This window comes from Caldicellulosiruptor morganii (assembly GCF_026810225.1).
Classification (GTDB): domain Bacteria; phylum Bacillota; class Thermoanaerobacteria; order Caldicellulosiruptorales; family Caldicellulosiruptoraceae; genus Caldicellulosiruptor; species Caldicellulosiruptor morganii.
Genome location: NZ_CP113865.1, coordinates 613,477 through 632,231 on the forward strand (window position 1 = coordinate 613,477; position 18,755 = coordinate 632,231).

Genomic DNA, 18,755 nt, shown 5'->3' on the forward strand with positions numbered 1-18,755 from the left:
AGGAGGGATGAAAATGAGCGATATAAAAACTATTCAAGAAGATATCAGACACGAAGTTGGCATTGACTTAATATGCGGCCTCCTGGGTAAACTTACAAATATACTTATTAACATTGAAGACTCAGACATCGAAGATAAAGAGCAGAAAATCGAAAAACTTAATAAACTTTTGGATACTCTCTACAAAGAAAGATCTGAAGCATACAGAGGAAATAAGGACACAATTGAAAGAGCTTACACTGTATACGTCACACTTTTAGATTTAATTGCCCTAGACGAATCAAAGTTTGTAGAAATCTTGTAAGAGGGGGTTGACAATGGACGAACTTATCTACAAGTTGGACGAAAAAACTCACAACGAAACTTTAGAAGAATTAAAAAATAAGCTTTATTCAGGTAAAACACCTGTAGCCAATCCTCAAATAGTAATTCTTGGTGGGCAACCAGGTGCAGGAAAAAGTAAAATAATAACATTATCAGAAAACCAATTTTTTAAAGATGGCAATGTTGTAGTGATAAACGGTGACGATTTCAGGCACTATCACCCAAAAGCCGAAGAAATATTTTAAAGTCATGATAAGCTGTTTGCCAAATTGATAGATCCAGATGTGAGGGAATGGACACGAAAAATCTTTGATGAAGCCATGAACAAAAAATTTAACATCATCTTCGAGGGAACTCTTAGAACACACCAAATCTGCGAAACAATGAAGAAGCTAAAACAATTAGGTTATGAAATAACTCTGAGAATTCTTGCAGTGAATGAACTTATAAGCAGAGCTGCAATTTATTCAAGATATATAAAAAAATTTAAAGCTTCTGGGAAAAATGTAGCAAGATTTTCTGAAAAAAAGGCACATGATGAAGCGTACTCTGGAATGCTAAAAACAATAGAAATCATAGAGAAAGAAAAATTATGTGATAAATTAGAAGTTTTTAATAGAGACGGTCAGCTACTATTTAGCAGTGAACCAGATCCAAACAGAAGTTGTATACCAACAATAATCGAAGAGCGAAGCAGAAAATGGAGTTTAGAAGAATATAAAGAATTCATTGAATGGACTAATGCAATAATAGAAAAGCTCAAGAAATACAATCTCAAAGAAGAATACGAAGGAGAAATTAAAGAGCTACAATCGAAAGCTAAAGAAATGTTGAATGAAAAAGACAGATCATCGATTTAAAAAAGCAAAAAACTGAAAACAAAACGAAAAAATAAAGAAAGTAGAATACAAAGTTTACGAAAATAAGTACAAATTAACCTAACAAAAACTCTACAAGAAAATCAGAATCAGAATTTTTTCAGTTTCTCACAGGTGTTTTTAGAGTTTTTGTTAGGTTATTTTTTGTTATTTTAGCTATTTCATTTTTGAAATTGTTAGTTAATTGGTCGAACATAAAAAAATATACCCCTCTGAAACACTTTTGAAGCTTTTTATACATTGTTGAAAAGCCCAAATAAAAAAACATATCCTGCGTTAAAAATCATTTCTAAAATGCTTTTAAACTTTTGATAATTGTTACATAAAAATTTGACTAATTATTTTGTGCACAACCCGTCAAACTTTTTCTTTTATCCAGGTTTTGGTTTAGCTTTAAAGCAAGCAGTTGTAAAGTTTCAATAATATCAATTTTTTCAACGATTTTATAAATTCAAGCTCAAAATTTTTATTTCATCATTTGACATCATTTTATAAGCATCTATTTTTTTACTTTTTTGCAATAAAAATTTTTTTCCTACAAACTCTTGACACTATCCATCATCTTTATTTTCTTGATAATGAGATTTTTTTACTATAAAATAAAAAAGAGTAGCAAAAAGCTTTAAAAACTAAAGGAGATGAGATAAAGCATGATAACAAAACAGGACGTTGAATATGTTGCAAACCTTGCAAGGCTAACTTTGACAGAAGAAGAGATAGAGAAGATGACAAAAGAGCTTGGTGCTATAATTGAATTTGCAAATAAGCTTTCAGAGCTGAACACTGAAGGGATTGAACCAACTGCACATGTTCTTAACCTTTACAATGTTTTCAGAAACGATGAGGTAAAACCTTCATATCCGCGCGAAGAGATTTTGAAAAATGCTCCATCTCATGATGATGTATGCATAAAAGTTCCAAAGATAGTTGAGTAAAACCTTAGAAGGAGGCAAAATTAAAAATGCTATATAACTTAACCGCGCACGAAGCAATTGAACTTATAAAGAAAAAAGAGGTCACCTGCCAGGAGGTTGTCCAGAGCGTTATTGACAGGATTAAACAGGTTGAAGATAAAGTGAAGGCATATATAACAGTTACAGAAGAAGAGGCAATGGAGAGCGCAAAGAAGATTGATGAAAAGATATCAAAGGGCGAAGATGTTGGGGTGCTTTATGGTCTTCCAATTGCCTTAAAAGATAATCTTTGCACAAATAGGATAAAAACAACCTGTGCATCAAAAATACTTTACAACTTTGTTCCGCCTTACGATGCAACAGTTGTGAAAAAGCTAAAAGAAAACCATATGACACTTTTGGGCAAGCTCAATATGGACGAGTTTGCAATGGGGTCATCCACAGAGAATTCTGCATTTCACACAACCAAAAATCCATGGGATTTGGAAAGGGTCCCGGGTGGCTCAAGCGGCGGCTCTGCAGCAGCTGTTGCTGCGGATGAGGCATTCTTTACACTTGGTTCGGACACAGGTGGTTCTATCAGGCAGCCTGCTTCGCTCTGCGGAGTTGTTGGTATGAAACCAACATATGGAAGAGTTTCTCGTTTTGGACTTGTTGCGTTTGCATCTTCTCTTGATCAGATAGGACCTTTAACAAAAGATGTTGAAGATTGTGCTTTGGCTATGAACATCATCTGCGGACATGACCCATATGACGCGACATCAGCACCGGTTGACGTTCCGGATTTTACAAAAGCCCTGGTGAATGATGTGAAAGGGTTAAAAATAGGTGTTCCAAAAGAGTATATGGAAAAAGGGATTAACCCGGAGGTAAAACAAGCAGTTGAGAAGGTTCTTGAGCTTTTGAAAACTCTTGGGGCAGACTATGAAGAGTTTTCAATACCAATTGTGGAATATGCGCTCCCAACATACTATATAATTGCATCCTCTGAGGCAAGTTCAAACCTTGCGAGATACGATGGAATCAAATACGGGTATAGAACTCAAAACTATGAGGATTTAATAGATTTATACAAAAAGACAAGATCAGAGGGCTTTGGAGCTGAAGTAAAAAGAAGAGTTATGCTTGGCACATATGCGCTTTCAGCGGGGTATTATGATGCTTACTACAAGAAGGGCTTGCAGGTTAGAACCCTGATCAAGCGAGCATTCGATGAAGCTTTCCAGAAGTATGATGTGATTGTAACACCAACAAGCCCAACAACAGCATTCAAAATTGGCGAAAGGGTAGCAAATCCGCTTGAGATGTATATGTCTGATATATGCACAGTGCCTGTAAATATCGCAGGACTTCCTGCTATTTCTGTTCCATGCGGGTTTGACAGCAATGGTCTTCCGATAGGTCTTCAAATAATAGGGAAGGCATTTGATGAGGAAACTATCCTGAGGGTAGCATATACCTATGAGCAAAATAGCGGATACAGGAATCTGAAACCTGGGAATTTATAAATTCCAAAATATAGTATATAATTCAAGAGGTGAAACTGAGGATGGAATATGAAGTTGTGATTGGTCTGGAAGTTCATGCAGAGCTTGCAACAGAGTCAAAGATATTCTGCTCCTGCACAACAGAGTTTGGAGGAGAGCCGAACACTCACTGCTGCCCTATTTGCACAGGTATGCCGGGAGTTTTGCCGGTTCTGAACAAAAAGGCTGTGGAGTATGCTATAATGGCGGGGCTTGCAACAAATTGTGAGATTGCAAGATATAGCAAGCAGGATAGGAAAAATTATTTCTACCCTGACCTTCCAAAGGCTTATCAGATTTCGCAGTATGACTTGCCGCTTTGTTACAATGGCTACATTGACATTGAAGTAAATGGGCAGAAAAAGAGAATTGGAATAAAGAGGATTCACATTGAAGAGGATGCCGGGAAGCTTCTTCATGACCAGTGGGACGAAGGCAGCCTTGTTGACTTTAACAGATGTGGAGTTCCTTTGATAGAGATTGTTACAGAGCCGGATTTGCGCTCAAGTGAGGAGACGCGAATTTTCCTTGAAAAGCTAAAAGCAATTTTACAGTACACAGGTGTTTCTGATTGCAAGATGCAGGAAGGTTCGCTCAGAGTTGATGTCAATCTTTCTGTAAGACCAAAAGGCTCAAAGGAGTTTGGAACAAGGACCGAGATGAAAAATTTAAATTCATTCAGGTCGGTTGTCAGGGCGATTGAATACGAAGCAAAAAGGCAAATAGAGGTTTTGGAAAGTGGCGGTGCTGTCATTCAGGAGACAAGAAGATGGGATGAGGCAAAGGGAATAAGCCTTGCAATGAGGACAAAAGAGGAAGCGCATGACTATAGATACTTTCCCGAGCCCGACCTTCCACCTATCATTGTAGATGAGGGGTGGATTGAGGAGATTAAAAAGAGAATTCCTGAGCTTCCTGACCAGAAAAAGGAGAGGTATGTAAAAGAATACGGGCTTCCTGAGTATGACGCCGGGGTTTTGACATCGTCAAAAGCAATAGCAAACTATTTCGAAGAGTGCATAAAGTATACTCAGAATATAAAGGCTGCAAGCAACTGGATGATGGGAGAGATCATGAGAGTCATAAATGAAAGAGGACTGGAACCTGAAGAGATTGACAGTATAAAGATTAAACCAAATCAGCTTGCAAGTCTAATTAACCTTGTTGATAACAAAACAATTTCCAATACCATTGCAAAGCAGGTTTTTGAAGAAATGCTTGAAACAGGAAAAGATCCTGAGGTCATTGTAAAGGAAAAAGGGCTTGTTCAGATAACAGACAGGAACGCAATTTTGGAAGCGGTAAAGCAGGCAATAGCAGACAATCCAAAATCAGTAGAGGACTACAAAAATGGAAAGGAAAAGGCATTTGGATTTCTGGTAGGTCAGGTTATGAAGATAACAAAAGGCAAGGCTAATCCACAGCTTGTCAATGAAATTCTAAAAGAAGAGCTTGGGAAAATCTAAACTCTGGGGATAAGGAGCTTTCTTTGCAAATATTTAAAAGAAAGCTCCCTCTTTTTTAGATTTTTTGAAAAGGTGAGAATGAAAGTGGAAGACAAAAAGTTTGGAATAGAGGAAGAAATCCTGGATAAGATTGTTGAAATTTTTAAGAAGTACAGGCAAGTAAGAAAAGCCTGTGTCTTTGGTTCAAGGGCAAGAGGAGACTATAAAAGAGGTTCTGACCTTGATTTATGTATTTGGCTTGAAGAGGGGTGTGAAAACCCGGTTTACAAAATTGAGGATGAGCTGGATGAACTTGATACAATATTGCTGTTTGATATTGTTGCCTTTAACAGCATTACAAAAGAAAGTCTCAAAGAAAGTATTTTAAGAGAAGGAGTAATCATTTATGAGAGATTTGAAGAGATAATAGCTTCTGAGCTGTGAAAATGCATCAAATTTGTTGATGTATTTGCAAAAAAAGGGTAAAATAAAGTTAAAAACATTTGCCTGAGCAAGTGTACTTTTTTGAGGAGATGAGGAAAGTGCAGAGGATAAATTCAAATAACAACTTTTATATGGCATTTTACGATGATAGATTCAAAACAAACAGAGTGGCAGTAGCATTTATTGACAGGCTGGAAAAAGGGAAAAATACCTTAAATGCTCTGTTTCCAATGGTTTTAATCAGGGGAAACAATAAGTATAAGAATATGAAAGAGATAAACAGGTTTTTGGACAGTATGTATGGTGCATCTTTGAGTATTGACGTTGATAAAAAAGGTGATTTGCAAATAATCACATTTGGACTGAGCTTTTTAAACGATAGGTTTGTGGGCGAGAAGCTTTTTGAGAAGTGTCTGCAGTTTTTACATGATATAATATATGGACCGATAAAGTACGGTGGCGGTTTTGAAGAAGATGAAATAGAACAGGAGAAAAACAATCTCAAGCAGGAGATAGAAAGCAGGATAAACGATAAGGTGCAATACGCAATTGATAGATGTATAGAGATAATGTTTGAGGGACAAAGTTACGCGCTTTATGAAAAAGGCAGTGTTGAAGATCTGGCACATATAACAAAAGAAAAGCTTTACTCCCAGTACAAAGAGGTTGTTGAGAAAAAGCCAATGTATGTAATGATTTATGGTGACTACAATGAGGAATATGCAATTTCCAGAGCGTTAGAAATATTCGGGCAAAAGGAAAGGGAAGACATCAGAAATGATTTTGCTATAAACATTCCTTTTAACGGCACAAAATATATAACAGAAGAGCTGGAAGTGAATCAGGGCAAGATTTCAATCGGTATAAGGACAAACGTTGATACCACAACTTCTGATTACTACAGGCTTTTGATGTTAAATGGGATTTTGGGTGCATCGCCAAAGTCAAAGCTATTTGAAAATGTGCGTGAAAAAGCTTCGCTATGTTACTACGCATTCTCAAGGATAGACAGGTTTAAATCTGTCATGGTGATAAGCTCTGGTATAGAAGTAGAAAACTATGAGAAAGCTTTGAATCTTATATTGCAGCAGATTGAAGATATTAAAAGCGGGAGCATTACAGATATTGAGTATGAAAGTGCTATAAACTATTACAAAACAGCGCTGATGGCTATTTATGACAGTCCCAAGGATCTTCTGGGATTTTATTTCAACCAGGCTCTTGTAGGTGAGCTGGTAGAACCAAAAGATATTTTTGAAAAGATAAAAAGTGTAAAAATTTCTGATGTCATTGAGATTGCAAATAGATTTGAGCTTGACACAGTATATTTTTTAAGAAACAGAGGTGCAAATAACAATGGAGAGAATATATGATGACGTTTTGCATGAGGAGATTTATATAAACTCATATCCGAACGGGCTTAAAGCTTTTGTGATTAAAAAGAAAAACTTCAGCAAAGCATTTGCAGGGTATGCCACAAAATATGGGTCTGTTGACAGCAAGTTTATCCACCCGCGGACAAATGAAGTAGTTGAAGTGCCGGACGGGATTGCACACTTTTTGGAACACAAACTATTTGAAGAGCAGGACGGGAATGTATTTGACAGGTTTGCAAAATTTGGTGCAATGGCAAATGCCTTTACTTCATTCAAGGAGACAGTTTACTACTTTATTTCAACCCAAAATTTTTATGAAAATTTTGAGATACTTCTTGATTTTGTGCAAAATCCGTTTTTTACAGATCAGAATGTTGAAAAAGAAAAGGGTATAATTGCGCAGGAAATCAGGATGTACCAGGACAATCCAAATTGGAAGGTATATTTTAATCTTTTAAATGCCCTGTATGTCAGGCATCCTGTGAAGATTGACATAGCAGGTACACTTGAGAGTATCCAGAAGATAACAAAGGATGATCTCTACCTGTGCTACAATACCTTTTATCATCCCAGCAATATGATCATTGTTGTGTGTGGCGATGTTGACCCACAGAAGGTTTTTGAGGTGATTGAAAGGATGACAAAGACAAAGGAGTATCAGAGGCTAATTGAAAGAATCTATCCTGAAGAGCCCGACAGGGTAAATCAAAAAAGAGTGGAAGAGAAGCTTGCTATTTCAACACCCATTTTTTATATAGGCTTCAAGGATGTTGTTAATGATCTTCCACCGTATGACATGATGATGAAAGATATACACACACAAATCCTGGCTGAAATGCTTTTTGGAAAGTCTACAGACTTTTATGAGCAGCTTTATAATGAAGGTTTGATCAACCAGAATTTTGGATTTGAATACAGCTGTGAGCCTGAATATTCGTTTTTCATGATAGGTGGAGAAAGCAAAGACCCGGATAGAGTTTATGAAAGGATACTTGAGCATATAGAGGAAGTAAAAAACAGAGGTATTTATAAGCAGGAGTTTGAAAGGGCTAAAAAGGTTGTGCTGGGAAGCCACCTGCGAAAGTTTGATAACCCTGAAAGGCTATCTGTTGAGTTTATCTATAGCTATTTCAAGGGCGTGAATATATTTGAGTATGTAAAGGAGATAAATTCAGCATCGTTTGAAGGTTGCCAGAGCAGACTTAAAGACTTTTTTGATAAAGATAAAAGCTGTATTTCTATAGTGTCCCCTGTAAAGTAAAAAATTGGTGGATGTGAAAAAGCAGATGTTTGATAACAGTATAGTGTTCCCGGGACTTCACCTTAAATTTGATTTTAGCCCGGTTGCTTTTAAAATATTTGGTCTTGAAATAAGATGGTATGGAATTATAATTGCAGTGGGCTTTCTTTGTGGTTTTCTTCTTTCAAACTATATTGCAAAGAAGGAGAATATTCAAACCGATGTTTTGCTTGACATTGCAATAATTGCAACCCCGGTTGCAATTGTATTTGCAAGGTTGTATTATGTGGTGTTTAATTTCAAAGAGTTCAGGGGAAATCTCGCAGCTATATTTGCCATACGTCAGGGCGGGCTTGCAATCTATGGTGCTGTGATAGGAGCTGTTATCAGCAGTTATGCATACTGCAGGGCAAAGAAACTTAATTTTTTAAAAATATGCGACACAGGTAGTTACGGTCTTATCCTGGGGCAGGCAATTGGAAGATGGGGCAATTTTGCAAATCGCGAAGCTTATGGGTATGAAACAAAACTTCCCTGGCGTATGCAAATATACAGCTTTGAGGCAGGAAGGCGTATAGAAGTTCATCCCACCTTTCTGTATGAGTCAATATGGGATTTCATTGTACTTGCTGCTTTGATTTATTTGAGAAGATATAAGAGAAAAGACGGTGAGATTTTTGGATTTTACCTTATGTTGTACTCTGCCGGCAGGTTTTTTATTGAAGCCTTGAGATCAGATAGTCTAATGCTTGGCACAGTCAGAATATCGCAGGCTTTAGCGCTGATTTGTATTGTTGTTGGTCTGTTTTTAGTTTTAAAATCAAGGTTGAAGCATTTCGACAAAATATAGCAAAAAATTAGCACAATGTCTTTTTAGAGTATTTTTGTTGACAAAATGCGCATTTGGTTTTATAATTAAAATACAATCTCTGTAAGATGGTGGGAATATGATAACAGATAAAATAATGAAGCTAAGAGAAAAACTGGATGAGCTTATCAATAGTAATGCTGATTATGACGCTATATATCATGTGAGTATTGAGCTGGACAAGCTGATACTGGACTACTACAGGGAGCAGAATGAGCTGGTATTCAAGAAGCTGAAGCAGAAAGAGGGGAAGGTTTAGGAGCTTTTGTGTTTTTGATAAAAAAGCGGGGGGCTTGTGTGCTAAATAAAAAAGAAAATACAAAAGATAGGGCAGTAGAATGCCCTATTTTTTTTTCTTTTATTGAAGGATTTTTCAAATTGGTATAGAATATTTTTATAAAGTGGTGCAAAGTGGAGCAAAGTGGTTGGATGTTAATAGGTGAATACAAGCATGTGGTAGATAACAAAGGGAGAGTGACTTTGCCATCCAGGTTCAGAGAAGAACTGGGTGATAGATTTATTCTTACAAAAGGGCTTGATAACTGTCTTTTCGGGTATTCGCTCAAAGAGTGGGCAGTACTGGAAGAAAAGCTAAAGAAGTTGCCTCTTACGAATAAAGAGGCAAGAGCTTTTTTGAGATTTTTCTTTGCGGGGGCATGTGAGTGCGAGGTTGATAGGCAGGGGAGAATTTTAATACCCCAGAATTTAAGAGAATATGCCAGCTTGCAAAAAGAGGTATTTATCATAGGTGTTATGACCAGAATAGAAATATGGAGTGAAGAAAACTGGAAGAGAGAAATGGCCGATGAGAGCCTTTCTGTTGAAAAGATTGCACAGAAAATGGAGGAACTCGGGATATAAAAATTAAGAAGGCAAAAGGTGAATGCAGATATGTACGAACATATACCGGTTTTGCTTGAGGAATCAGTGTCATATCTGGTGACAGACCCTGATGGGATTTATGTTGATGCCACGTTTGGGCTCGGGGGACATTCAAAAAGAATACTGGAAAAACTATCAAACAAAGGTTTGCTTGTAGCAATAGATAGAGATAAAGAAGCAATTGAGATGGGCAAAGAAAAGTTTAAAGGTTGCAATAATATAAAGATTGTTCACTCACCATTTTCAAAGTTGGATGAGGTTCTTGAATCTCTTGGGATTGACAGAATTGACGGGATACTATTTGACCTTGGCGTGTCATCTTTGCAGCTTGATAAAGAAGATAGGGGTTTTTCGTACAACAGCGACTCTTTCCTGGACATGAGGATGGACAGGACAAGTAAGCTTACTGCATTTGATGTTATCAATAATTACCCCGAAAAGGAGTTAGAAAGAATTATAAGGGAATATGGTGAAGAGCGATATGCCAGAAGGATTGCAAATGAGATAGTAAAAAGAAGGCAGCAAAAGCCGATTGTGAGCACAGCAGAATTGAACCATTTGATAAACTCAATTGTTCCAAGACCAAAAGACGGGTCAAACCCTGCAAAAAGGACATTCCAGGCAATAAGGATTGAGGTAAACAACGAATTTGACGAGATAAAAACAGCACTTGAAAAGAGTCTGAGGTTTTTAAAAAGTGGAGGAAGGATTTGTGTTATATCTTTTCATTCTCTTGAAGACAGAATAGTAAAAGAATTTTTTAAATACCACTCGCTTGAATGTGTATGTCCGAAGGATATACCGGTTTGTGTATGTGGCAAGAAGAAAGAACTCAATATACTCACTAAAAAGCCAATAACCCCTACCAAACAGGAGATTAAGAAGAACAAAAGAAGCCACAGTGCAAAGCTGAGAGTGGCTGAGAAGGTATGAATAATATCATATAAGGGGGTTTTTATTTATTATGGCAAGAGAAAATTTTGCTATTTATAACCACCAGTATTTAGAAGAGCTTGAAAGAAGGGATCTTGAGCAAGAGATACTCAAAAAGAATGAATTGAGAAAAAAGATAGGACAGCAGAGAAAACTTGAAAAACTAAAATTGATAAGGCGACTTATGTTTGTAAGTTTATTCTGCTGTATCTCTATAATTCTCATGTGCGGGTATGTGAATATTACGGCAGAGAGGGCAAAACTTGCAAAACTTCAGAACGAGTTGAAATTCCAGAGCGACATAAATAAAGAACTAAAGCTTCAGATAGATGGTAAATTTACACTTTCTGAGATAGAAAAAATTGCCAAACAGAAATATTCAATGACCTATCCTGATTCATCGCAGATTATTTATGTGGCTGTTGACAGTAGTAGCAATAATAAGGTTTTAGCCAAAAAAGATAAGGCAAACTATAATAATAGAATCTTTTCAATAATAAACTTTATTAAGAAATTGTTTTAAACCATCCATTTGTTTTTTTGTGGGGGTAACAGAAACTTGAAAGAAGCATCAATCAGGTTGAAAAAAAGAGTTATATTTGTAATGGTGATATTTTTTTTAAGTTTCGTATTGCTTGCAGGAAGGCTTTCATACCTGCAGCTAATAAAAGGTGAAGACCTTAAGAAAAAGGCATTTGCGCAGTGGACCAGAGAAAGACTTGTAGCCCCCAAAAGAGGGAGCATAGTTGACAGAAATGGCAAGATTCTGGCAATGTCGGTTACAGCAGAGACTGTTGTTGCAGCATTAAGTCAGGTAAAAGACAAAGAGTACACTGCAAAAGTACTTTCAAATATCCTGGGAATGGACTATGAGAAAATTCTGAAAAAACTCAACACAAAAGGTGTCTCTGATGTGTACATAGCAAGAAACATAGATAAAGACAGGGCAAATAAAATAAGAAAATATGACCTGCCCGGGATTTATCTTACAGGTGGTACAAAAAGGGTGTATCCAAACGCAAATTTTTTATCCCAGGTACTTGGATTTACCGGAATAGATGATCAGGGTTTGGCCGGGCTTGAACTTTACTATGACAGGTATTTAAGGGGGAGACCCGGTAGTATTGCCTCAGAGACTGATGCGAGTGGAAGGTCAGCACCATTTTCTGAGGAATTTTTTAAAAAACCGGTTGATGGATATGACCTTATGCTTACAATTGACGAGACAATTCAGCACTTTGCAGAAAAATACGCTAAGAAAGCTCTGTACGATAATAAAGCAAAAAGTGTTACAATCATAGTGGAGAAGGTCAAAACAGGAGAAATTTTAGCAATGACATCAAAACCTGATTTTGACCCAAATAAGCCGTTTGAGCTGATTTATAAAGATAGATTTCCTGATTTTGATAAGCTCCCGCAGTCTGAGAAGATGAAAATTATTCAATCAATGTGGAGAAACAGGGCACTAAATGATGTATACGAGCCAGGTTCTACGTTTAAGATTGTCACTGCAGCTGCAGGGTTTGAAGAGGGAGTTGTAAGTGAAAACTCTCAGTTTTACTGCAAAGGTTATGTAAAGGTAGCAAATGCCATACTTAAATGCTGGCGATATTACAATCCACATGGCTCAGAAAATTTTGTGGAGGGCGTGCAAAACTCATGCAACCCCGTATTTATAGAAGTTGGGCAGAGGCTTGGCAAAGAGAAGCTTTATAAGTATATAGATCTATTTGGGTTCGGGAAAAAGACAGGGATTGACCTTCCGGGTGAGGCAAAGGGTATTGTCCAGCCTATTAACAGGGTGGGACCGGTTGAACTTGCTACAATATCGTTCGGGCAGGGTATTTCAGCAACCCCTATTCAGGTAATCAGCATGATAAATGCTGTTGCCAATGATGGTGTATGGGTACAGCCACATGTTGTTAAGGCTATTTATGACAGAGACAGGAGGTTAATAAAATCATTTGACAGCGTGCCAAAAAGGAAGGTTTTAAACAGCAGCACTGCACGGAGGTTAAGAAACATTTTGCAGTCTGTTGTGACAAATGGTACTGGTCATAATGCATATCTTTTGGGTTACAGGGTTGCTGGCAAGACCGGTACATCGCAAAAGTATGATAAAACTAAAAAAAGGTATATAGCATCCTTTGGTGGGTTTGCCCCGGCTGATAATCCAGAGGTTTCAGTACTTGTGGTAATAGATGAGCCTGACCCTTCGCTTTACTATGGTGGGTTGATTGCGGCACCTGTTGCGCGTGACCTTCTGAATGATATTTTGAGATACCTTGAGGTGCAACCACAGTATACAGCTGATGAGCTAAAGCAGATTGAATTTTACAAAGAGTATATTGTACCAAATGCTGTTGGTATGGACATTGAAAATGCAAAAAAAGTGATCTCAAACAGCAAGTTCAATGTTAGGATAATAGGCAATGGCAGCAGTGTAGTTGACCAGGTGCCAAAGGCAGGGTTTATGCTAAAAGAGGGTTCAACCATAGTTCTTTTTACTGAAAAGTTGCAAAGCCAGGATGTTGTAGTTCCCAGTGTGATAGGCTTTAGTATGCAGGATGCACAGAAAGTATTGACGGGCAATATGCTGAATATAAAAATAAAAGGGATAAAGGGAAAAGCTATAAGGCAAAGCCCACAGCCGGGCACAAAAGTTTTGGTTGGCTCCATTGTTGAAGTTGAATTTGCCGACAGAGAGAATGCCGAATAGAAGATTTATTGAGCAAGAGGTGACTTTGAGGTGAAATTGAGTAAGCTAATAGAAGGTCTGGATATTATCAGGACAAATATACAGGATTTTGATCAGGATATAAAAGATATTGCTTATAATTCAAAGAATGTAGAGGATGGCTTTGCATTTGTATGCATAAAGGGATTTAAAACGGATGGTCATGAATATATAGATGAAGCTATAAAAAGAGGTGCAAGACTTATAGTTGTTGATGAGTTTTATGACACATCCAGGCTTGAGGATAAAATACCTTTTATAAAAACATCAAACACAAGAAGAGCTCTTGCAATTATTTCTGCTAACTTTTTTGGTCATCCTTCAAAAGAGTTTTTGCTCATCGGTGTGACAGGGACAAATGGCAAGGCATCAACAACCTTTATGATAAAATCAATCCTTGGACAGAGTGGTCATAAAGTTGGGCTTATTGGAACAGTTAAGAACATGATAGGGGAAAAAGAAATAGAGGCAAAACACACAACACCCGAGTCTTATGATTTACAGAAACTGTTTTTTGAGATGAAAAAAGAAAATGTGGACAGTGTTGTGATGGAAGTATCATCACATTCGCTTGAACTGCATCGTGTGGATGGTTGTGACTTTGATGTTGGAGTGTTTACCAATCTTACTCAGGACCATCTTGATTTTCACCAGACGATGGAAAACTATTTTGCTGCGAAGTTGAAGCTTTTTAAAATGAGTAAAAAAAGAGTTGTGAACATTGACGATGAATGGGGAAGAAAGATTGCAAGTATATACCCTGATTCTGTGACATATTCTAAAGAAAATGGTGGGGATGTAGTTGCAAAGAATATAAAACTTTTTGTCAACAAAAACCAGTTTGAGCTCTGGCACAAAGATCAGAGTGTATCTGTTACTCTTTCCATTCCCGGTATTTTTTCAATATACAATGCACTGGCAGCATCAGCCTGTGCAGTTTCACTTGGAATGGATCTGAAGACCATTAAAGAAGGGCTTGAAGCTTTAAAGGCAATACCCGGCAGGTTTGAGATAGTTGAGTCAAACGATAGGTTTACAGTGGTGATTGATTATGCATACACCTCCGACGGACTTTTAAATTTAATGAAAACTGTGGATGAGGTTGCAAAGGGAAGGAAGGTTCTTCTTTTTGGCTGTGGAGGGGACAGGGACAGGGCAAAACGACCTGTTATGGGTGAAATTGCCGGAAAAATGGCTGACTTTGTGATTGTAACCTCTGACAATCCACGCACGGAGGATCCTATTAAAATCATAGAGGATATACTTGTGGGCTTGCAAAAGACAAATGTCGAATACGTGGTTATTCCGGACAGATATGAGGCAATCAAATATGCTTTGCAGAATGCAAGAGAGAACGACTTTATTGTTCTTGCTGGAAAGGGGCATGAAAATTACCAGATTTTAAAAGACAGAACCATTCACTTTGATGAGAGAGAGGTTGTGAAAAATATCCTGGAGGAACTCAAGGGATGAGCCTTTTTTTGAGCGAGATAGGGAGAATATTAAATGCTACGGTTGAAAATTTCAAGGAAGATATATTAATAGAAAGCTTTTCTATTAATAGCAAAGATATTAGAAAAAATGCAATGTTTATTCCTTTGAAAGGTAACAGATTTGACGGTCATGATTTTATTGACCAGGCAATTGACAATGGTGCACTTTGCTTTCTTACACAGAAAGATGTAATAGCAAAGAAAGATTGTCCTTACTTGAAGGTTGACGATACATTAAAAGCTATGCAAAATCTGGCTTGTGCTTACAGAGAAAAAAGAAAAGACCTTGTTGTGATTGGAATCACGGGAAGCGTTGGCAAGACAACAACAAAGGAGTATATATACAACGTGCTGAGTACCACCTACAATACATACAAAAATCAGGGAAATTACAATAATCATATAGGTCTTCCATATTCTATTCTGAATATTCCGGATAAAACAGAAATAGCAGTCCTGGAGATGGGTATGAGCAATTTTGGTGAAATATCTTTTCTTTCAAAAATATCAAAACCTGATATAGGAGTAATTACCAATATTGGAGTGGCACATATTGAGAATCTCAAAACAAGGTATAATATCTTTCTTGCTAAATCTGAGATACAGGATGGTATGCCAAGCAGTAGCTTGCTTGTCATAAACAATGATAATGATATTTTACATTCCCATAGAAATGAGCTCAAAAGAAGGGTTGTAACCATTGGGATTGAAAATGATTCTGATTTTATGGCAAAGGACATTCAAAAAGCGGCAAATGGATTTTATTTTGTTGTGGACAGTTATAAATACTTTATTGAGACCTTCAACTTTCATGACATATACAATTCACTTTTTGCAATTGCAGTTGGCATAATTTTGGGAATTGACAGAGAAGCAATTGCACAAGGGATAATGAAGAAAGATGGGCTTAAAAGAAGGTTTGAGGTGATAAAAAAGGGTGATATTACAGTTATTGATGATACCTACAATGCAAGTACACATTCAATGATTTCTGCAATAGATAGTGTATGTAATTTTGAGGGCAAAAAGATATTGGTGCTTGGCGATATGCTGGAACTTGGCAGTCTCTCCGAACAGGAACACAGAAAGGTTGGCAGTTACATAGTTACAAAACCGATTGATGTTGTTATCTGCACGGGTCAGGATGCCTTTTATATATTTGACCAGGTGAGAAAGAACGAAAAAATTAAATCATATTTTGTATCAAAAGAAGAGTGTCTTGATATTCTTCAAAAAGAGCTTGAAGGGGGATCGGTTGTCCTGTTTAAAGCATCAAGAGGTGTAAAGCTTGATGAACTTGTAGATAACTTTCTCAGGGGGCTTTGAAAATGCTTGACATTGATACAATACTGGCAATTATAATCTCATTTTTGATAATTCTAATTGTTATGCCAGTTGCAATTCCGTTTTTAAGATACTTAAAATGCGGGCAGGTTGTCCGTGATGATGGACCACAGACACATCATAAAAAAAGCGGTACTCCTACAATGGGCGGAATTATAATTTTTTTAAGTATTTTGATAACTTCATTGATTTTTTACAGAAAATATCCACAAATAGGAGCACCGCTTGCCTGTGCATCCGCGTTTGGACTGATCGGGTTTATTGATGACTTTATAAAGGTTGTTTTAAAAAGGTCACTGGGTTTGCGTGCACGTGAAAAGTTGGTTTTGCAATTTTTGATCAGTATAACATTTTTATATTTTGTTCAAAGGTATCTGGGCACTGATGTGTATATACCGATTTTAAACAGATATGTAGATTTGAAATGGACATATGTACCTGTAATGTCCACTTTGATGGTATTTACTGTAAATGCCGTAAATCTTACAGACGGGCTTGACGGACTTGCAAGCGGGGTTACTTTCATTGTTGGTCTGTTTCTGGCTATTATTTCAATCTTTTTTCAAAAACATGACATGGCAATCTTTAGCGGTGCTATTGTTGGAAGTTGTTTGGGGTTTTTAAGATATAATGCGTATCCTGCAATGGTTTTTATGGGTGATACAGGGTCGCTTATGCTTGGTGGGGCAGTTTTCGCAGTGGCTGTGATGTTAAAACAGCCTGTTCTGGTAATGATTATAGGTGGGTTTTATATCATAGAGGCACTTTCTGTCATATTGCAGGTAATATACTACAAGCTTACAAAGAGGCGACTATTCAGGATGGCACCTTTGCATCATCACTTTGAGCTTTTAGGATGGGATGAGGCGAAGGTTGTTGTTGTGTTCTGGATATTTACAGTTATATTCTGCTTGGTGGCTCTGGCAGTTATACAAATATAAAACTGGAGGTTTTAAAATTGGATTTAAACAAAAAAAATGTTCTGGTGGTTGGGCTTGGCAAAAGTGGAATATCATCGGCAAGGTTTTTAAAAAAACATGGAGCTTACGTTATCGGTTTTGATGAAAAAAGAGAGGATGAGTTAAAGGCTGAAGATGTAAAGGTTTTACATCAATTTACAGATGAACTCTTTTTTGAAGATTTGCCGGATAGCATTTTGGACAAAGTAAACATGGTTGTTGTAAGTCCTGGTGTGCCGCTTACAAAGAGATATATTCTGTTTGCTCACAAAAGGGGAATAGAGATAATCGGTGAGATGGAGCTTGCGTACAGGTTTTGTAAGAGTAAAAACATAGTTGCAATAACAGGGACAAACGGGAAAACAACAACAACCACACTTGTAGGAAAAATTCTACAGGAAGTTTACAGTGATGTGGTTGTGTGTGGCAACATAGGTGTGCCGTTTATTGATTGTATAGAAAGCACAGGTGCTGAAACCATTTTTGTTATTGAAGTTTCAAGTTTTCAGTTGGAGACAATAAAATATTTCAAACCTAAGGTTGGGTGTATTTTGAACATAACGCCTGATCATCTAAACAGACATGCAAACATGGAAAACTATATAAAAGCAAAAATGAGGATATTTGAAAATATTGATGAAGAAGGGTTTACTGTTCTCAATATGGACAACAATATCACAAGAGACTTGATTGGAGATGCAAAAGGAACGCCTATAATCTTTTCGAAAAGTAAGCTGGATAATGAGAATGGTGTTTTTGTTGATGGAGATTATATCTACTTTAGCTTCAATGGTAAAAAGGAAAAGGTGATGAATAAAAATGATATATTCATTCCGGGTGAGCACAATTTAGAAAATGCTATTGCTGCAATTGCATGTGCACTGCCTTTTGGCATTGAGGCAGGCATTTTTGAAAGGGTGCTGAAAGAGTTCAGAGGGGTTGAGCACAGGATAGAGTTTGTTAGAGAAATAAATGGAGTTAAATTCTATAACGACTCAAAGGGTACCAACACCGATGCAGCTATGAGAGCTTTGAATGCTTTTAGCTCACCAATAATTCTGATTGCGGGCGGTTATGATAAAGGGGAAAGCTTTGAGAAATTTGCAAAACTGATTTCGCAAAAGGTCAGGAAGGTGTTTTTACTTGGGCAGACAAGCCAGAAGATAGCAAAAGAATTACAGAAGGCAGGATACTCTAATTTTGAGTTTGTAGAAGATTTGAAAGAGGCTGTTGTAAAAAGCTACAGAGAAGCAAAAGAGGGAGATATAGTTTTGCTGTCGCCTGCATGTGCGAGCTGGGATATGTTTGAAAACTATGAACAAAGAGGAAGACTTTTCAAACAATATGTGAATGAACTTTGAGACTATTTGTGGGATGTGGAAAAATGGAAAG

At 37.1% G+C, this 18,755-nt stretch carries 17 protein-coding genes and 1 pseudogene; all 18 read left to right on the forward strand.

Translation table 11 applies throughout. The annotated features are described in order from the left end of the window. Positions 1 to 13 precede the first annotated feature (13 nt). The 18 genes and pseudogenes from OTK00_RS02910 to murD all read left to right on the forward strand — a co-directional run bounded on the left by OTK00_RS02910 (position 14) and on the right by murD (position 18,724). On the forward strand, positions 14 to 304 hold the full coding sequence (locus tag OTK00_RS02910; protein WP_045170305.1) for a hypothetical protein: 291 nt from the start codon (positions 14 to 16) through the stop codon (positions 302 to 304). 13 nt (positions 305 to 317) lie between these two features. Next, positions 318 to 1,184: pseudogene (locus OTK00_RS02915) on the forward strand (zeta toxin family protein). A 668-nt stretch (positions 1,185 to 1,852) separates the two neighbouring features. Further along, positions 1,853 to 2,137: an Asp-tRNA(Asn)/Glu-tRNA(Gln) amidotransferase subunit GatC gene (gene gatC / locus OTK00_RS02920; protein ID WP_045170304.1), complete on the forward strand. Its 285-nt coding sequence runs from the start codon at positions 1,853 to 1,855 to the stop codon at positions 2,135 to 2,137. 26 nt (positions 2,138 to 2,163) lie between these two features. Then, positions 2,164 to 3,624: an Asp-tRNA(Asn)/Glu-tRNA(Gln) amidotransferase subunit GatA gene (gatA, locus tag OTK00_RS02925; protein ID WP_045170303.1), complete on the forward strand. Its 1,461-nt coding sequence runs from the start codon at positions 2,164 to 2,166 to the stop codon at positions 3,622 to 3,624. 41 nt (positions 3,625 to 3,665) lie between these two features. Further along, on the forward strand, positions 3,666 to 5,108 hold the full coding sequence (gene gatB / locus OTK00_RS02930; RefSeq protein ID WP_045170302.1) for an Asp-tRNA(Asn)/Glu-tRNA(Gln) amidotransferase subunit GatB: 1,443 nt from the start codon (positions 3,666 to 3,668) through the stop codon (positions 5,106 to 5,108). A 78-nt stretch (positions 5,109 to 5,186) separates the two neighbouring features. Beyond that, on the forward strand, positions 5,187 to 5,531 hold the full coding sequence (locus OTK00_RS02935) for a nucleotidyltransferase domain-containing protein (protein WP_045170301.1): 345 nt from the start codon (positions 5,187 to 5,189) through the stop codon (positions 5,529 to 5,531). A gap of 89 nt (positions 5,532 to 5,620) precedes the next feature. Continuing rightward, positions 5,621 to 6,904, forward strand: a complete 1,284-nt coding sequence (gene yfmF / locus OTK00_RS02940) for an EF-P 5-aminopentanol modification-associated protein YfmF (protein ID WP_268760826.1) — start codon at positions 5,621 to 5,623, stop codon at positions 6,902 to 6,904. Further along, positions 6,888 to 8,168: an EF-P 5-aminopentanol modification-associated protein YfmH gene (gene yfmH / locus OTK00_RS02945; RefSeq protein ID WP_045170298.1), complete on the forward strand. Its 1,281-nt coding sequence runs from the start codon at positions 6,888 to 6,890 to the stop codon at positions 8,166 to 8,168. The genes yfmF and yfmH overlap by 17 nt, the downstream gene beginning before the upstream one ends. 25 nt (positions 8,169 to 8,193) lie before the next feature. Further along, complete coding sequence (gene lgt, locus OTK00_RS02950; protein WP_045170297.1) at positions 8,194 to 8,997, forward strand: prolipoprotein diacylglyceryl transferase; 804 nt, start codon at positions 8,194 to 8,196, stop codon at positions 8,995 to 8,997. A 97-nt stretch (positions 8,998 to 9,094) separates the two neighbouring features. After that, on the forward strand, positions 9,095 to 9,274 hold the full coding sequence (locus OTK00_RS02955) for a Spo0E family sporulation regulatory protein-aspartic acid phosphatase (protein ID WP_045170296.1): 180 nt from the start codon (positions 9,095 to 9,097) through the stop codon (positions 9,272 to 9,274). 170 nt (positions 9,275 to 9,444) lie between these two features. Next, the gene (mraZ, locus tag OTK00_RS02960) at positions 9,445 to 9,876 is read left to right on the forward strand and encodes a division/cell wall cluster transcriptional repressor MraZ (protein WP_045170516.1); all 432 of its coding nucleotides are present in this window, start codon (positions 9,445 to 9,447) and stop codon (positions 9,874 to 9,876) included. Between the two features lie 30 nt (positions 9,877 to 9,906). Then, entirely contained in the window at positions 9,907 to 10,830 is a 924-nt protein-coding gene (gene rsmH, locus OTK00_RS02965) for a 16S rRNA (cytosine(1402)-N(4))-methyltransferase RsmH (protein ID WP_045170295.1), read from the forward strand. Between the two features lie 31 nt (positions 10,831 to 10,861). Further along, positions 10,862 to 11,353, forward strand: a complete 492-nt coding sequence (locus OTK00_RS02970) for a septum formation initiator family protein (protein ID WP_045170294.1) — start codon at positions 10,862 to 10,864, stop codon at positions 11,351 to 11,353. A 36-nt stretch (positions 11,354 to 11,389) separates the two neighbouring features. After that, positions 11,390 to 13,549 carry a stage V sporulation protein D gene (locus OTK00_RS02975; RefSeq protein WP_045170293.1) on the forward strand — a complete coding sequence of 720 codons (2,160 nt, stop codon included), beginning with the start codon at positions 11,390 to 11,392 and terminating at the stop codon, positions 13,547 to 13,549. Positions 13,550 to 13,579: 30 nt separating this feature from the next. Beyond that, positions 13,580 to 15,040 carry a UDP-N-acetylmuramoyl-L-alanyl-D-glutamate--2,6-diaminopimelate ligase gene (locus tag OTK00_RS02980; RefSeq protein ID WP_045170292.1) on the forward strand — a complete coding sequence of 487 codons (1,461 nt, stop codon included), beginning with the start codon at positions 13,580 to 13,582 and terminating at the stop codon, positions 15,038 to 15,040. A gap of 8 nt (positions 15,041 to 15,048) precedes the next feature. Further along, positions 15,049 to 16,386: a UDP-N-acetylmuramoyl-tripeptide--D-alanyl-D-alanine ligase gene (locus tag OTK00_RS02985; RefSeq protein WP_268760827.1), complete on the forward strand. Its 1,338-nt coding sequence runs from the start codon at positions 15,049 to 15,051 to the stop codon at positions 16,384 to 16,386. Positions 16,387 to 16,388: 2 nt separating this feature from the next. Continuing rightward, positions 16,389 to 17,345, forward strand: coding sequence for a phospho-N-acetylmuramoyl-pentapeptide-transferase (mraY, locus tag OTK00_RS02990; RefSeq protein ID WP_045170290.1), 957 nt, complete (start codon positions 16,389 to 16,391; stop codon positions 17,343 to 17,345). 17 nt (positions 17,346 to 17,362) lie between these two features. Beyond that, positions 17,363 to 18,724, forward strand: coding sequence for a UDP-N-acetylmuramoyl-L-alanine--D-glutamate ligase (gene murD / locus OTK00_RS02995; RefSeq protein ID WP_045170289.1), 1,362 nt, complete (start codon positions 17,363 to 17,365; stop codon positions 18,722 to 18,724). Positions 18,725 to 18,755: the final 31 nt, after the last annotated feature.

Coding starts and splice junctions, on each gene's coding strand:
- OTK00_RS02910 (WP_045170305.1), top strand. CDS start 14: ATGAGCGATATAAAAACTATTCAAGAAGATATCAGACACGAAGTTGGC.
- gatC (WP_045170304.1), top strand. CDS start 1,853: ATGATAACAAAACAGGACGTTGAATATGTTGCAAACCTTGCAAGGCTA.
- gatA (WP_045170303.1), top strand. CDS start 2,164: ATGCTATATAACTTAACCGCGCACGAAGCAATTGAACTTATAAAGAAA.
- gatB (WP_045170302.1), top strand. CDS start 3,666: ATGGAATATGAAGTTGTGATTGGTCTGGAAGTTCATGCAGAGCTTGCA.
- OTK00_RS02935 (WP_045170301.1), top strand. CDS start 5,187: ATGAAAGTGGAAGACAAAAAGTTTGGAATAGAGGAAGAAATCCTGGAT.
- yfmF (WP_268760826.1), top strand. CDS start 5,621: ATGAGGAAAGTGCAGAGGATAAATTCAAATAACAACTTTTATATGGCA.
- yfmH (WP_045170298.1), top strand. CDS start 6,888: ATGGAGAGAATATATGATGACGTTTTGCATGAGGAGATTTATATAAAC.
- lgt (WP_045170297.1), top strand. CDS start 8,194: ATGTTTGATAACAGTATAGTGTTCCCGGGACTTCACCTTAAATTTGAT.
- OTK00_RS02955 (WP_045170296.1), top strand. CDS start 9,095: ATGATAACAGATAAAATAATGAAGCTAAGAGAAAAACTGGATGAGCTT.
- mraZ (WP_045170516.1), top strand. CDS start 9,445: ATGTTAATAGGTGAATACAAGCATGTGGTAGATAACAAAGGGAGAGTG.
- rsmH (WP_045170295.1), top strand. CDS start 9,907: ATGTACGAACATATACCGGTTTTGCTTGAGGAATCAGTGTCATATCTG.
- OTK00_RS02970 (WP_045170294.1), top strand. CDS start 10,862: ATGGCAAGAGAAAATTTTGCTATTTATAACCACCAGTATTTAGAAGAG.
- mraY (WP_045170290.1), top strand. CDS start 16,389: ATGCTTGACATTGATACAATACTGGCAATTATAATCTCATTTTTGATA.